Annotated in this window: 11 protein-coding genes; 5 read left to right on the forward strand and 6 right to left on the reverse strand. The window is 68.5% G+C overall.

What is annotated here, in order from left to right; translation table 11 throughout:
* Positions 1–277: 277 nt before the first annotated feature.
* The 3 genes from C9I47_RS13970 to mtgA form a co-directional block, all read right to left on the reverse strand.
* Positions 278–706, reverse strand: coding sequence for a CBS domain-containing protein (locus tag C9I47_RS13970; RefSeq protein WP_111267292.1), 429 nt, complete (start codon positions 704–706; stop codon positions 278–280).
* Between the two features lie 97 nt (positions 707–803).
* A complete protein-coding gene (locus C9I47_RS13975) occupies positions 804–1841 on the reverse strand; it encodes a glycosyltransferase family 2 protein (protein ID WP_111267293.1) in 1038 nt (345 codons plus the stop codon).
* A 74-nt stretch (positions 1842–1915) separates the two neighbouring features.
* Positions 1916–2632: a monofunctional biosynthetic peptidoglycan transglycosylase gene (gene mtgA, locus C9I47_RS13980; protein WP_111267294.1), complete on the reverse strand. Its 717-nt coding sequence runs from the start codon at positions 2630–2632 to the stop codon at positions 1916–1918.
* A gap of 143 nt (positions 2633–2775) precedes the next feature.
* Here mtgA and hslO point away from each other — a divergent pair, with 143 nt between their 5' ends.
* The 4 genes from hslO (at position 2776) to C9I47_RS14000 (ending at position 8567) form a co-directional block, all read left to right on the forward strand.
* Positions 2776–3684 (forward strand): Hsp33 family molecular chaperone HslO, encoded by a 909-nt coding sequence (gene hslO, locus C9I47_RS13985; RefSeq protein WP_111267295.1) that lies wholly within the window; start codon positions 2776–2778, stop codon positions 3682–3684.
* A gap of 192 nt (positions 3685–3876) precedes the next feature.
* Positions 3877–4710 carry an XOO1806 family protein gene (locus tag C9I47_RS13990; RefSeq protein ID WP_190238664.1) on the forward strand — a complete coding sequence of 278 codons (834 nt, stop codon included), beginning with the start codon at positions 3877–3879 and terminating at the stop codon, positions 4708–4710.
* 216 nt (positions 4711–4926) lie between these two features.
* Positions 4927–7806, forward strand: coding sequence for a TonB-dependent receptor (locus C9I47_RS13995; RefSeq protein WP_111267297.1), 2880 nt, complete (start codon positions 4927–4929; stop codon positions 7804–7806).
* A 101-nt stretch (positions 7807–7907) separates the two neighbouring features.
* Positions 7908–8567 carry a putative 2OG-Fe(II) oxygenase gene (locus C9I47_RS14000; RefSeq protein ID WP_111267298.1) on the forward strand — a complete coding sequence of 220 codons (660 nt, stop codon included), beginning with the start codon at positions 7908–7910 and terminating at the stop codon, positions 8565–8567.
* A 29-nt stretch (positions 8568–8596) separates the two neighbouring features.
* On the opposite strand, the gene C9I47_RS14005 is transcribed toward C9I47_RS14000, so the two are convergent.
* From C9I47_RS14005 to C9I47_RS14015, 3 genes are all read right to left on the reverse strand, one after another.
* On the reverse strand, positions 8597–10222 hold the full coding sequence (locus tag C9I47_RS14005; protein WP_111267299.1) for a sulfotransferase family protein: 1626 nt from the start codon (positions 10220–10222) through the stop codon (positions 8597–8599).
* 79 nt (positions 10223–10301) lie between these two features.
* Complete coding sequence (locus C9I47_RS14010) at positions 10302–12107, reverse strand: phosphoenolpyruvate carboxykinase (GTP) (RefSeq protein WP_223250150.1); 1806 nt, start codon at positions 12105–12107, stop codon at positions 10302–10304.
* A 128-nt stretch (positions 12108–12235) separates the two neighbouring features.
* Positions 12236–12838, reverse strand: coding sequence for a TetR/AcrR family transcriptional regulator (locus tag C9I47_RS14015; RefSeq protein ID WP_111267300.1), 603 nt, complete (start codon positions 12836–12838; stop codon positions 12236–12238).
* Positions 12839–13139: 301 nt separating this feature from the next.
* Between C9I47_RS14015 and C9I47_RS14020 the strand changes: the two genes are divergently transcribed.
* Positions 13140–15614 (forward strand): acyl-CoA dehydrogenase, encoded by a 2475-nt coding sequence (locus C9I47_RS14020; RefSeq protein WP_111267301.1) that lies wholly within the window; start codon positions 13140–13142, stop codon positions 15612–15614.
* Positions 15615–15665: the final 51 nt, after the last annotated feature.

Consider the following 15665-nt stretch of genomic DNA (forward strand, 5'->3'; position numbering starts at 1 on the left):
GGGAGCGCCCCTCATCGGAGCGAGGGTAGGCGCGGCATAGGCCGCGATCCCAGCCACCCGGGAAAGCCCATCGCGGCTCACGCCGCTCCTACGAAGACGGTATCTGCCTCATGAGCCCAGCCCCCGGCGCCACAGGCGCGTATAGGGGGAGGGGCGACTGCGGGCCCGAGGTTCGCACAGCAAGCTCCTGGAATTCCCGGGCGCAGTCCGGGAATCGCGGCTCACGCCGCTCCTGCGGCCATCGAATGAATGAACGCGCGCGCCGCGCCGCGCCGCCTCAACTGGCGATGTAGCGCTGCAGCTGATCCAGTTCCAGCTGCTGATCCTCGATCACCGCCTTGACCAGGTCGCCGATCGAGACCACGCCCTCGACGTGGCCGTCGCGCACCACCGGCAGGTGGCGGATGCGGCGGTCGGTGACGGTCATCATGCAGCGGTCGACGGTGTCGTCGAGATCGACGGTGATCAGCTCGGCGGTCATGATCGCGCTGACCGGCGTATCCGCGGACGCCCGCCCCTGCAGGACCACCTTGCGCGCGTAGTCGCGCTCGGAAACGATGCCCGCCAGACGCGCGCCGTCCATCACCAGGACCGCACCTATGCCCTTCTCGGCCATCAGGCGGATCGCGTCGATCACCGGCGCGTCCGGACGGACCGAATGGATGTCGGGGGACTTCGCCTCGAGCAGCTGCCGAACCGTACGCATCTGCACACTCCTCCAGCCGGGGCCTGCGAGGAGCATACTCCGGCCGCGTTCGCGCGCATGTGAATACGCAACGCCCGCGGGAGCGGGCGCGGTCCGCTCAGTCGATACCGACGCGATCCGTCACGACCGGCGCGACCACGGCATCCGCGGCCCCGCTCGCCGGCCGCCAGGACTCGACCAGGTACAGCGGCCGCTGTTTGACCTCCTCGTACAACCGGCCGAGGTATTCGCCGATCAGGCCAAGCGCGATCAGCTGCACGCCGCCGAGGAACAGGATCACCGCCATCATCGTCGGCCAGCCGGCCACCGGATCGCTCCACACCAGCGCCTTGACGATGATCAAGACGCCGTAGGCGAACGCCACCGCCGCCGTCAGCAGGCCCAGATAGGTCGCCAGCCGCAACGGCGCGGTCGAGAAGCTGGTGATGCCCTCCAGCGCGAAGTTCCACAGCCGCCACAGGTTGAACTTGCTGCGGCCGGCCACGCGCGCGTCGCGCTGGTAGGGCACCGAGATCCGGTTGAAACCGACCCAGCCGAACAACCCCTTCATGAAGCGATGGCGCTCGCGCAGCTGCCGCAGCGCCGCCAGCGCGCGCGGCGACAACAGCCGGAAGTCGCCGGTATCGCGCGGGATCGGGGTCTTCGACAGTCGCCCGATCACCCGATAGAAGGCGTGCGCGGTCGCTCGCTTGATCCAGCCTTCGCCATCGCGCTCGATGCGGGTGCCGTGGACGTCGTCGAAGCCCTCGCGCCATTTGGCGACGAACTGCGGTATCAGCTCCGGCGGGTCCTGCCCGTCGGCGTCGAGGATCAGCGCGGCACCGGTCTCGATCCGGTCCAGGCCCGCGGTCAGCGCCGCTTCCTTGCCGAAATTGCGCGACAGTCGCAGCAGCGCCACCCGCGGATCGCCGGCCGCCAACGCCTGCAGCACCTCCCAGGTGCCGTCGCGGCTGCCGTCGTCGACGTACAGCACGCGACCGCCGACGCCGTCGGCGGCCAGCGCGTCGAGCACGGCCGCCACCCGCGGATGCAGCAGCGGCAGGCTGTCGGCCTCGTTGAAGGCGGCCACCACCACGGTCAGCAGGTCGCGGGGCGCGTTGCCGGGGAGGCCGTCGGGGGATGAGTCCGGGTTCATCCCGTCATGGTAGCGGTTCGCCCCGCTCGGCCGGCACCCGTCCGCCGACCCTGTGGCCCCGGCCGGGGCCGGCGTCAGTCCTCGAGCCCGTCCAGATAGGCGGTGCCGCCCAGATTGCGCATCTGGCGCTGGATCGCGTGGGTGCGTCGCTGCACGTAGGGCCCGGGCCGGGCCACGCTGTAGCGACGCGGACTGGGCAGCACCGCCGCCAGCCGCGCCGCCTGGGCCGGACCCAACTGCGAGGCGTCGACGCCGAAATAGGTCCTGGCCGCCGCCTGCGCTCCGTACACGCCGTCGCCGAACTCGGCCACGTTCACGTAGACCTCGATGATCCGGCGCTTGGGCCACATCGTCTCGATCAGCACCGTGTACCAGGCCTCGATGCCCTTGCGCAGCCAGCTACGGCCGCTCCACAGGAACAGGTTCTTCGCGGTCTGCTGGCTGATCGTGCTGCCGCCGCGCACCCGGCCGCCGCGCTCGTTGCTCTGGATCGCCTTTTCGATCGCCTTCAGGTCGAACCCGCGGTGCTGGAGAAAGCGCTGGTCCTCGGAGGCGATCACCGCCAGCGGCAGCTGCGCCGACACCTGGTCCAGGTCGCGCCAGTCGTAGGCGATGCGGAACGTCCCGTCGCCCGCGCCCCAGGCCTCGAACTGGCGGGCCATCATGAATGCCGAGAACGGCGGGTCGACGAAGCGCAACAGGCCCACCTGCAACACGCTGGCCAGCAGCGCCAGCAACGGCAAGGCCAGCATCCAGCGCAGCAGGCGTCGCAACCGGCGCCGGGGCCGCATGCCCGTCGCGCGCTCTTGTGACCGCCTCACCCCGCCCTCATTCTCATGCGACACCACGTTGCGATCCGCCCGATGTCCGCATTATCCGCATCGGGCGCCGGGTCGCACACCCGCCCCGTTCCGACTTTTCCGACTCCCGACCGATGAGCCCATCCGACGACAACGGCCACGACCAGCTCACCCGCTTCCTGATCGGCCGCGCCGGCGTGCGCGGCGTGCACGTACGCCTCGACGACAGCTGGCGGCAGATCCGTGGACATGGCGACTATCCGGAGGCCGCCGCCGAGCTGCTCGGCGAAGCCTGCACCGCCGCGGCGCTGTTCACCGGCCACACCAAGGTCGACGGCCGGCTCTCGATCCAGTTGCGCAGCAGCGGCACGCTGCGCACCCTGTTCGCCGAGTGCACGGCGGCCGGCACCTTGCGCGGGATCGCGCGCCTGGAGGACGGCGCCACCCCGTCGCGGGACCTGCGCCAGCTCGGCGACGACGCCCTGCTCGCGATCACGATCGAGAATCCCGCCGTCGGCAGCCGCGAGCCGGTGCGCTACCAGGGCATGGTCGCGCTCGACGCCGACAACCTCGCCGATGCCTTCGAAGGCTATTTCGTCCAGTCCGAGCAACTGCCCACGCGCCTGTTGCTGGCCGCCGGCGAACGCCATGCGGCCGGACTGATGCTGCAGAAGCTTCCCGGCGACGAAGGCGACGAGGACGGCTGGCACCGCGTCGGCGCGCTGTTCGACACCCTCGGCAGCGACGAACTGCTGGCGCTTCCCGCCGGCGAACTGCTGAACCGGCTGTTCCACGAGGATGGCGTCGAGCAGGTCGCCGGCAAGCCGCTGACATTCGCCTGCTCCTGCTCCGAGGACCGGGTCGCCGCGATGCTGGTCTCGCTGGGCGAGGAAGAAGCCCGCGCCGCCGCCGACGCGGCCGATGGCCAGGCCCATGTCCGTTGTGAGTTCTGTGGGCGGGAATACCGGTTCGACCAGGCCAGGATCGGGGAACTGTTCAAGGCCCATGCGGTCGAACTGGAAGGTCCCTCAAGGCCGCAATGAGACGAAATTCCCGATGACTGACTGAATGGGTCGATTTGTGACCGTCGCCGACCAAAGGCGGCCCGCGACGATTGTTAAATGAACATTAAAGACCTATAGTCAAGCCCTCTGGAAAGGGGAACTGACCGGCCATCGCGCCGGTCGAAGTAAGGACCAATGCGCACGCGACTGCTCCAATTGCCGCTGACCCTGCTGCTCGCCCTGGGCACGGCGACGGCTGCGCATGCACAGAGCACCGCGCCCGCGGCGGCCCCGTCCGATTCCACCGTGCTGCCGGTCTGGAACAACGCCAGCGGCAAGCTCGAGGCGGTGCTGCTGCTGGAGCCCACCGGCACCCAGCTGGCCGGCACCCGCTGGCGCTTTGGCGCCAACAACACCCTGGATACCAGCTTCGGGCTGTCTTCCGGCAATACCCTCGGCCTGGTCTGCAACCGCAAGACCGGTCTCGCCTCGGCGATCGGCAATCTCGCCAACCACTGCCTGCTGGCGGCCCTGGACCAGGACAACCGCGGCGGCAGCCGCGAGGTCAATGCCGGGGTTTCGGTCGGCAACGATGCCGGCCGCGTCGGCGTGCTGGTCGGCGAAGGCCGCGACACCCTGCCCGGGTGGATGAGCCCGAACGGCCGCAACAGCCGCTTCGACCAGAACACGCTGACCCTGTACGGCGAGAAGAACATCGGCCGCGAGGCGACCGTCTCCATCGGCGGCACCTGGGCGCGCGCGCGCCTGATTCCGGCCGCCGACCTGCCGGCCGGCTTCAGCGAGCGCTGGAACACCACCAGCCTGACCCTGGGCGCCGAGGTCGGCAATTTCGGCGCCAACATCGTCGGCCGCGTGGTCGACGTGCCCGGCCAGCCCGGCCACTGGGAGGGCCTGGGCGTGGGCATCACCTGGCGCACCCCCTGGAGCGGCCAGCTCAGCGTCGGCGCCGAGAATGTCGTCACCCGCGGCAAGAATCCGTTCGCTCCGGATGCCGGCGACAAGGAAGGAACCGTGCCCTATGTCCGCTATGAACAGGACCTCTAGGCGCCATCTTCACACGCCCCGAACTATTTTTTCGATCTAAACAGCTGATTCAAAAAGAGAAAGCCGCCCCAAGCAGGGCGGCTTTTTTTGTTCGTTAACGACACTTTAATTTTTTGGCGAAGGGGGCTACTATCGGCCGACCTTGCCGGTTTTGGCGTCTTTCTTGACTTCACCGGCAGGTTCCCATGGGAAACCAAGACTGACTTGGAGAGAGAGATGACCCTTAAGACCACCCAGCTCCGCGACGCGATTACCTTCGCGCTCGCCGTGGGCGCCACTGCCGCCGCCGGAACGGGCGTTGCCTTCGCCCAGGAAGGCGACCAGGAAGCCACCACCCTCGACCGCATCGAGGTGACCGGTTCGCGAATCAAGCGCACCGACATCGAGACCTCGCAGCCGATCTTCTCGCTGTCGCGCGAGGACATCGCAGCCCAGGGTCTGACCTCGGTCGGCGATGTGATCCAGAACATCAGCGCCAACGGTTCGACCCTCAACACCACCATGAACAACGGTGGTAACGGCGAAACCCGCGTCAGCCTGCGCAACCTCGGCTCCAACCGCACCCTGGTGCTGGTCAACGGCCGTCGCTGGGTGGGCGGTACCGGCCTCGGCGGCGCGGTCGACCTGAACACCATCCCGACCGCCGCGGTCGAGCGCATCGAAGTCCTGAAGGACGGCGCGTCCTCGATCTACGGCTCCGACGCCATCGCCGGCGTGGTCAACGTGATCCTGCGCCAGAACTTCGACGGCGCCGAAGCCAACGCCTACCTCGGCCAGTTCGACAAGGGCGACGGCGAGACCCAGGCCTACGACTTCACCATCGGCAGCGTCGGCGACCGCTGGTCGGCCATGCTGGGTGTCGGTTACGTCAAGCAGGAGCCGGTCTGGGCCGGCGACCGCGAGATCTCGGCGGTGCCGGTGTTCGGCTCCAGCCCGGGCTTCGGCGGCAGCTCGACCACCCCGGATGGCCGTTACTGCATCCTCGACATGACCACCTTCGCCTGCGCACAGCCCGATGGCAGCTATGGCCTGTGGAAGGTCGATCCGAGCAGCCCGAACGGCTACACGCCGTGGGCCGGCACCTCGGACAACTTCAACTTCGCGCCGCTGAACTACCTGCTGACCCCGCAGGAGCGCATCTCGGTCTTCGCCAACGGCTCGCTGGACATCAGCGACAACCTGCGCTTCAAGACCACGGTCACCTACAACCAGCGCAAGTCCGAGCAGCTGCTGGCCGCCATGCCGGTGGTCGTCGGCTTCCCGGGTGCTCCGCAGGCGGCCGACATCGTCATCAGCCAGGACAGCATCTACAACCCGTTCGGCCAGGACATCAACTGGATCCAGCGTCGCGCGGTCGAGACCGGCGGTCGTTCGTTCAAGCAGAACATCGACACCTTCGCCTTCAACGGCGCGTTCGAAGGCACCTTCGACATCGCCGACAAGCCGTACGACTGGGAAGCGGGCATGTTCTACGGTGAGAACCGTGCGAACAACTCCACCAACGGCCTGCTGACCTACACCGCCATCCGCAACGCGCTTGGCCCGTCGATGATCGACGGCAGCGGCAACCCGATCTGCGTCACCACCCCGGGCGACGCGTCGACCGTGATCAATGGCTGCGTGCCGGCCAACTTCCTGGGCGGCGCCGGTTCGCTGACCCCGGAAATGCTGCAGTACCTCACCTTCGAGGCGCACGATCAGTTCCAGTACAAGCAGAAGAGCTACTACGCCAGCATCGGCGGCGACCTGTTCGACCTGCCGGGCGGCCCGCTGGCCTTCTCGTTCGGCCTGGAGCACCGCGAAGAGTCGGGCTTCGACCGTCCGGACGCGCTGATCAACGCCGGCGACACCACCGGCAACTCGCGTACCGCCACCCAGGGCAGCTACAAGCTCGACGAGGCCTACCTCGAGCTGGCGATCCCGGTGCTGAGCGACGTCCCGGGCGCCCGCCTGCTGGACTTCAGCATCGCCACCCGCTACTCGGACTACAGCAACTTCGGCGACACCCTGAACAGCAAGTTCGGTTTCCGCTGGAAGCCGATCGACGACCTGCTGATCCGCGGCAACTACGCCGAGGGCTTCCGCGCGCCGTCGATCAGCGAGCTGTTCACCGGTGTGGGCGACAGCTTCCCGAACATCGACGATCCGTGTAACTCGGCCAACTTCGGTGGTCTGAGCCCCGCTGCCCAGGCCCGTTGTACCGCCGCGGGCGTGCCGGCCGGCGGTTATGGCCAGATCAACACCCAGATCCGCATCAGCGTCGGTGGCAATCCGAACCTGCTGCCGGAGAAGGCGGAGAACTACACCTTCGGCTTCGTCTACAACCCGAGCTGGCTGGAAGGCTTCGACATCTCGCTGGACTGGTGGAAGATCGAGCTGAGCGACACCATCAGCAACTTCTCGGGCCAGCAGATCCTCAACGACTGCTACCGTGAGGGCAACGCCCAGGCCTGCAGCCTGGTCACCCGTGGCGGCGGCGGCTTCATCACCGACCTGCTGTCGGCCGGCCTGAACATCGGCAGCGTCGATGTCGAAGGCTACGACATGACCGTCGGCTATCGCCTGCCGGAGACCGCGTGGGGCAAGTTCTCGTTCGTCTGGGACACCACCTACCTGGCCAACTTCGAGCAGGATCTTGACGGCGACGGCGTGGTGACGGACGACCCGCTGGTCGGCGAGGGCGGCAACCAGGTCGGCGAGTACACCGATCGCAACAACAACTGGCGCATCCGCTCCAACCTGGCGGCGCGCTGGGAGATGGGCGATTGGGGTGCGACCTGGAACGCCCGCTACTACTCCGGTCAGGACGAGCTGTGCACCGGTGTCGTTTCCGCGTCCCAGATCCCGATCATCTGCTCGGATCCGACCCGTCGCACGGCGCTTGGCGCACGCGCGGAGAACCACATCCCGAGCGTGACCTACCACGATCTGAGCGCTTACTGGAACGCTCCGTGGAACGCGAAGATCGCGATCGGCGTGAACAACGTCTTCGACAAGGATCCGCCGTTCTCGGCGACCACGTTCGCGAACAGCTTCGATCCGCAGTACGAAGTCCCGGGTCGCTTCTTCTACATGCGCTACACCCAGAAGTTCTGATCGACCCGATCCTGCGTTACCTTGCTACGGCCCCGAAAGGGGCCGTAGTTCTGTCTGCCGTCGTCATCGGCGCTCCTGCGCCGCCACCCGGAGCCCGCGCCATGGCCCTTGAGATCAGCCCGATGTTCGCCGTTCCGATGGCGCAGGACACGCACCCGGATGCGGATCGGCTCAACGCCCAGATCAAGTCGCTGTTGCTGGCACGCGAGGCCGAGGGCGAGCGCTATGCCAACCCGAATCCGTCGCTGCGGCAGCATCCGGGCGTGTTCGAGAGCGACTTCAACCTGTTCGCCTGGCCCGACCCGTGCATCCAGCAACTGCGGCTGTTCTGCTGGACCGCGCTCGGCCGTCTGGTCCAGGACCTCAACCAGTACAGCGCCGAGCAGATGCAGCAGGTGCAGATCTTCTCGCACACCTGGTTCCACGTGACCCGCCACGGCGGCTTCACGATCATGCATACCCATCCGATGGCCTCGTGGTCCGGGGTCTACTGCGTCGATCCGGGCGAAACCCCCGAGGACCGGCCCGAATCGGGCATCCTGCGTTTCCACAGCCCGCACCACTACAGCTCCTACTTCACCGACGCCGGCAACTCGCGGCTGCGGCCGCCCTACCATCACGGCACCTGGAGCATCCGCTTCAAGGCCGGGCAGCTGGTCCTGTTCCCGTCCTGGGTGCAGCACGAAGTGCTGCCGTTCTACGGCCGCGACGAACGAATCACGATCGCGTTCAACTGCTGGTTCGGGATGAAGAACGGCTGAGGCCGCGACAGCGCGTCAATCGCCGCCGTTCAGGCCACCGGCGAGTCCGGCCCAGCCAGCGCCCCCAGGGCTTCGATCAACGGCCCCAGATGCTCGCGATACGCGCGCCAGGCGCCGCCGCGGTTGCGCTGGATGCCCTGGCGCACGCTGCCGATGCTGGCGGTCGCGGTATGCCCGCCCTCGCGGCCCACGTCGAGCATTCCCGGCTCGAAATCGAGCCCGCAGAACGCCATCAGCCGCGCCGCCTGCTCCGCCGGCGCGTCGACGAAGGCCTGGTAATCGACATCGAGGATGCGCCCGGGATGGCGCTGGTGCCAGTGCGCCATCAACGCGCGGTAGCGCCGGTAGTAGTCGGCCAGATCGGACTGGTCGCAGGCATACGGCGCGTCGTGACCGAAGTAGGTGCGCAGATTGGAGAAGCAGGTGTCGAGCGGGTCGCGGCACATGTGCACGATCCGCGCGTCCGGCAGCGCCTGCAGGATGAAGCCGATGTTGAGGAAGTTCGACGGCAGCTTCTCGGTGAACACGCCGCGGTCGCCGGCACGCCAGCGCGCATGCGCGCGGAACGACCGCCCCGCCTCGCCCAGGTCGCGCCCGGCCAGTCGCTCGACCAGTTCCACGTCCAACAGCGCCGGCCGGTTGCAGTCGGCGACCTCGCGCAGGACGGCCGGGAACACATAGCTCTCGCCGCCGTCGGCGACCTGCGGGTGCCCGCCGAGCACGCGTTCGACCACGCTGGTGCCGGAACGGTACATGCCGACGATGAAGATCAGTCGCGGCGTGCCGTCGTCGCCGACCGGCGCGGCGGGACCGGCGGCCGCGGGCAGCGCGGTCAACGCCTCGAACAGGCGCGCGCTACGGTCGCGGTCGTAGGGTTCCAGCGCGCGCTTGACCGCACAGCCGCGCTCCAGCGCGCGCCATGCGCCCTCGATATCCTTCGCCGCATGCAACAGATTGTGCAGGCCGTGTTGCAGATAGGCCTCGCCCTCGCTGCCCGGACGGACCCGGCCCAGCGCCGCGCGGATCCCATCGATATCGGCGTCCAGCGTCTCCGGCCGTGGCTGCAGGGTCAGCAGCCAGCGCGCATGCGGCAGTTCGGTGCGCGAACGGGCAATCGCTCCCCGCAGCGCGGTCTGTGCGGCCTCGTGGCGTCCCGCCGTCATGTCCAGGGTGCCGCGCAGGGCATCGATCTGCGGCGCGGCGGGCGCGATCGCCGCGGCCCGTGCCAGCACCGCCTCGACCTCGTCGTACAGACCGACCGGACCCAGCTCGGCCGCCAGTTGCAGCAGCAGCGAGGCGTCGTCGCATGCCGACACCTCCAACTGTCCGACCAGTGACTGGATCAGCGCATGCGCCTCGAAACGGCGCAGCAGGCGCACCAGGTGCAGGCCGACCTCGAACGAGCGCGGCCGCTGCCTGGCCGATTCCCGCGCCAGCGCCGCGGCCCGCCGGTAGCGGCCAGCAGTGAGCAGGAACCAGGCCGCCTGCACCCGCGCCGGCAGGAACTCCGGTTGCGCCTCGGCGATCGCCAGCATCGCCTCGGCCGCCGCGACCATGTCGCCGCGACGGGCCAGCGCGGCCGCCGCCTGCCAGCCTGGAGCGTGCTCCGGACGCAGACCGTAGCCGTTGACGTCGATGGGCGCGGCCGCCGTCATGGCGCGTCGCCGGGAACGGCCGCCGTCATCGCCCGACGGACCGGATGTCCGCCCCGCCCCGGCGCGCCGCCCCCCGCATTCAGTCGGCCAGCAGGCCGGCGATACGCTGCTGCTCGTCCCTCAACGCCTGCGGCATGCGCGGACCGTAGCCATCCAGGTACTCGCCGATGCTGTCGAACTCGGCCTTCCAGCCGGTCCGCTCGAAGCCGAACAGCTTGGCCTTCGCTTCCTCGGACAGGGTGACCCCGTCGAGGTTGAGCGCGTCGGCGGTCGGCAGATGGCCGATCGGCGTCTCGACGCCGCCGGCCTCGCCCTTGACGCGGCCGATCATCCACTCCAGCACCCGCAGGTTGTCGCCGAAGCCCGGCCACAGGAACTTGCCGTCGTCGCCCTTGCGGAACCAGTTGACGTGGAAGACCTTCGGCAGCTTCGCGCCGGTCTTGTCGAACGACAGCCAGTGGCCGAAGTAGTCGGCGAAGTTGTAGCCGCAGAACGGCTTCATCGCCATCGGGTCGCGGCGCATCACCCCGACCGCGCCGGTGGCGGCGGCGGTGGTTTCCGAGCCCATCGCGGCGCCGACCAGCACACCGTGGGTCCAGTCGCGGGCCTCGAACACCAGCGGCACCAGCGAGGCGCGGCGCCCGCCGAACACGATCGCACTGATCGGCACGCCCTGCGGGTCCTCGGCCATCGGCGACCAGCTCGGGCACTGCTTCGCGCTGACGGTGAAACGCGCGTTCGGATGCGCGGCCGGTCCCTGGTCCGGATCGTAGGCGTTGCCGCGCCAGTCGGTGGCCGGCTGCTGGCCGTTGTCCAGGCCCTCCCACCACGGCTGCTCGTCGGCGGTCAGGCCGACATTGGTGAAGATGGTGTTCTTGCGGATGGTCTCCAGCGCGTTCGGGTTGGACTTCGCCGAGGTGCCCGGCGCGACGCCGAAGTAGCCGGCTTCCGGATTGATCGCGTAGAGACGGCCGTCGGCGCCCGGGCGCATCCAGCAGATGTCGTCGCCGACCGTCCACACCTTCCAGCCGTCGCGGCGGTAGCCTTCCGGCGGGATCAGCATCGCCAGGTTGGTCTTGCCGCAGGCCGACGGAAACGCGGCGGCGACGTAATGGGTCTCGCCCTGCGGATTCTCGATGCCGACGATCAGCATGTGCTCGGCCAGCCAACCCTCGTTGCGGGCCTGGAAGGAGGCGATGCGCAGCGCATGGCACTTCTTGCCCAGCAGCGCGTTGCCGCCGTAGCCGGAACCGTACGACTTGATCGTCAGCTCCTCGGGGAAGTGCATGATGAAGCGACGCTCGGGGTCGAGTTCGCCGATCGAGTGCAGTCCCTTGACGAACGCCCCCTCGCGCTCGATGCGGGCCAGCGCATCGGCGCCCATCCGGGTCATCAGCCGCATGTTGGCGACCACGTAGGGACTGTCGGTGATCTCCACGCCGCAACGCGACAGCGGCGAGTCGATCGGGCCCATGCAGTACGGGATCACGTACAGGGTGCGGCCACGCATGCAACCGTCGAACAGCGCATCGACCTTGGCGTGCGCCTCGTCCGGGGCCATCCAGTGATTGTTCGGACCGGCGTCGGCCTGCTCGCGGGTGCAGACGAAGGTCAGGTGCTCGACGCGGGCGACGTCGTCGGGATGCGAGCGGTGCAGCCAGCTACCGGGGTTGGTCTCCGCGTTCAGCGGCAGCAGGGTGCCATCCGCCTGCATCTGCGCGATCAGCGCCTCGCTCTCCTCGTCGCTGCCGTCGCACCAGTGGATCGCATCGGGGCGGGTCAGCGCGGCGACCTCGGCCACCCATTGGTTCAGCGCGGCCAGCGAGCTGCCTTCAGCGGACGGGTGGATGGCGGATTTCGACGCGTCAGAGGAAAGGGCATTCACGGCATTGCTCCGGGACGTACATCTGGGTGAGACGGATTGGAAAAGGCGATGCGGCCGGCCTGGACGGTCGCGCGGACGAACGGCGACGATGCGCGGGGCGATCGGGCCGCGGAAACCGGTCGCAACAATCAGGCCGAGGGAATCAACGTGTCCATCATGTGTTCGACGTAGGCCTCGAACTCCTCGTGCTGCATCCGGGTCTGGTGCAGCTGCAGGTTCAGCTGCAGGAATCCGACATAGGCGGCGTACAGCAGTTGCGCGCGGTATCGCGCATCGGTGCGACTGAGCCCGACCTGGCGGAACGACGCGGTCAGGTACTCCAGGCGACGGTCGGACACACGGCCGATCACCGGCTGCACGGCCGGGTGGTCCAGCGCCTTGAGCAGCTCGGAATAGACGATGTGCGATTTGACCTCGTGCGCGACCACGCTGAACAGCGCGCGCAGGCGCTGGCGCGGGTCGGGGATCGGCTCGAGCTGGCCGAACACTTCTTCCTGCTCGAACTTCTCCCAGCGCTCCAGCGCCGCGACCAGCAGCGCGTCGCGCGAGGGAAAGTGCCAGTAGAAGCTGCCCTTGGTCACGCCGAGGCGGCGCGCGAGCGGCTCGACCGCGACCGCGGCCACGCCCTGCTCGGCGATCAGGTCGAGCGCGGCCTGGGCCCAGTCGTCGGCGCTCAGGCGCCCACTCCGCTCGGGCTTCGATGGGACGGGATCGATCCGGGTGGCGGTCATGGTGACAAGTGTAACCATACGGATGGGTGGGGGACAGTATGCGGACAAGCGGCGCTGGTTGACAGGCGCCTTGACAGGCGCCGGAGACGCAAACCATACTCAAGCGTATGTTAACACCGCGCGACTCCAGCGTCCGCATCCGGCATGCCTGGCCTGATGCAGCCGGCGTCGTTCCTGCCAGGTCACCGTACCTTCGCAGCGAAACCGGCAGGATGGCCGGAAACGGCCTTCCGGCCGTCCCGACAGGAAGCGCGCGGTCCGTCCTTCCGTCGTTGTCGCACACGTTTTCCGGAGTGTCGCCATGAGCATCGCGATCCCCTTCCTTGTCCTGCTGGTCGTCAGTCTGGCAGCGGCCTATCACCGGCTGCGGCTGGCGGTATGGGTCGCGATCGGCGCGACCGCCCTGGTCGCCGCCTGGCTGCTGGGCGCCAGCACGGTCGCCAGCATCGTCGCCGGCGCGCTGCTGGCATTGGCCGCGATCCCGCTGCTGCTTCCGGCGATCCGCCTGCCGCTGATCACCGCGCCGTTGCTGAAGTTCTACACCAGGATCCTGCCGCCGCTGTCGGAGACCGAGCGGGTCGCGCTGGAGGCCGGCACGGTCGGCTTCGAGGGCGAACTGTTCTCCGGCAAGCCCGACTGGAACGCGCTGCTGAGCCAGCCCAAGCCGACCCTGCGCGAGGACGAGCAGGCCTTCCTCGACGGCCCGGTCGAGGAACTGTGCGCGATGGTCAACGACTGGGAGATCACCCACGTCCGCGCCGACCTGCCGCCGGAACTGTGGGACTTCATCAAGAAGAACAAGTTCTTCGGCATGATCGTGCCGAAGGAATACGGCGGCCTGGGCCTCACCGCGCTGGCCAACCACAAGGTGATCCAGAAGCTGGCCGCGGTGTCCAGCGTGGTCAGCTCGACGGTGGGCGTGCCCAACTCGCTGGGCCCGGCCGAGCTGCTGATGCACTACGGCACCCAGGAGCAGAAAGACTATTACCTGCCGCGCCTGGCCGACGGCCGCGAGGTGCCCTGCTTCGGCCTGACCGGCCCCTGGGCCGGCTCGGACGCGACCTCGATCCCCGACTACGGCATCGTCTGCATGGGCGACTGGAACGGCGCCCGCGTGGTCGGCGTGAAACTGACCTTCGACAAGCGCTACATCACCCTGGCGCCGGTCGCCAGCCTGATCGGCCTGGCCTTCCGCATGTACGACCCGGACGGCCTGATCGGCGACAAGCGCGACATCGGCATCACCCTGGCGCTGGTGCCGCGCGACACCGACGGGGTCGAGATCGGCCGCCGCCACTTCCCGCTGAACTCGCCGTTCCAGAACGGCCCGATCCACGGCAAGGAGGTCTTCATCCCGCTGAGCCAGCTGATCGGTGGCGAGGCCTACGCCGGCAAGGGCTGGCAGATGCTGGTGGAATGCCTGTCGATCGGCCGCTCGATCACCCTGCCCTCGACCGCCAGCGGCGGTGCCAAGATGGCGGCGGTGGTGACCGGCGCCTACGCCCGCATCCGCAAGCAGTTCGGCCTGTCGATCGGCCGCTTCGAGGGCGTCGAGGAGGCGCTGGCGCGGATCGCCGGCAACGCCTACGCCGCCAGCGCCTTGTCGGAGGCCTCGGCGGCGGCGGTCGCGCGCGGCGAGCTGCCGGCGGTGCCGTCGACGATCTCCAAATACCACTGCACCGAGATGGGCCGCGAGGCGGCCAAGGATGCGATGGACATCCACGGCGGCAAGGGCATCATCCTCGGACCGAAGAACTACCTCGGCCGCGGCTGGCAGGCCTCGCCGATCGCGATCACCGTGGAAGGCGCGAACATCATGACCCGCTCGCTGATGATCTTCGGCCAGGGCGCGATCCTCTGCCACCCGTGGGTGCTGAAGGAAATGAAGGCCGCAACCCTGCCCGATCCGGGCGAGCGCCTGCGCGAGTTCGACCGCAACCTGTTCGGCCACATCGGCTTCGCGATCTCCAACGCGGTTCGCAGTTGGTGGTTCGGCCTGACCGGCGCACGCATCGGCAGCGCCCCGGGCGATACCTACACCCGCCGCTACTACCGCAAGCTCAACCGCTACTCGGCGGCGCTGGCGCTGATGGCCGACACCTCGATGCTGCTGCTGGGCGGCAAGCTGAAGTTCAAGGAATCGCTGTCCGGCCGCCTCGGCGACGTGCTCAGCCACCTGTACATTGCCAGCGCGATGCTCAAGCGCTACGAGGACGAAGGCCGCCCGGCGTCCGACCAGCCGCTGCTGGCCTGGTCGTTCCACAACAGCGTGCACAAGATGGAGATCGCGCTGTCGTCGGCGCTGCGCAACTTCCCGATCCGTCCGGTCGGCTGGCTGCTGTGGATGCTGGTGTTCCCGTGGGGCCGCCGCGCGCAGGCGCCGAGCGACCGCCTCGGCCACAAGACCGCGGCCCTGCTGATGTCGCCCAACGATGCCCGCGACCGCCTTGCCCGCGGCATCTTCCTGACCCCCTGCGCGAACAACCCGGCCGGTCGCATCGCCAGCTACCTGCCGCAGGTGGTGCTGGCCGAACCGGTCGAGCGCAAGTTCCTGAAGGCACTGAAGAACAGCGACATCGAGGCGCTGGACTTCGCCGCCCAGCTCGACGAGGGGGTCCGCGAAGGCTGGATCACCGCCGAGGAGCGCAAGCAGCTCGAGGCCCTGCGCGAGATGACCATCGACGCGATCTCGGTCGACGACTTCGAGGCCTGGGAGCTGCGCTCGGCGGGCTACTACAGCGACCGCATCGAAGCCGCCCGGCGCGACGCCGCCTGACGGCGAACGACGGGACCAGGAAGACGGCGGGGCAACCCGCCGTCTTCGCAT

The organism is Marilutibacter maris (assembly GCF_003233695.1).
Lineage (GTDB): Bacteria > Pseudomonadota > Gammaproteobacteria > Xanthomonadales > Xanthomonadaceae > Marilutibacter > Marilutibacter maris.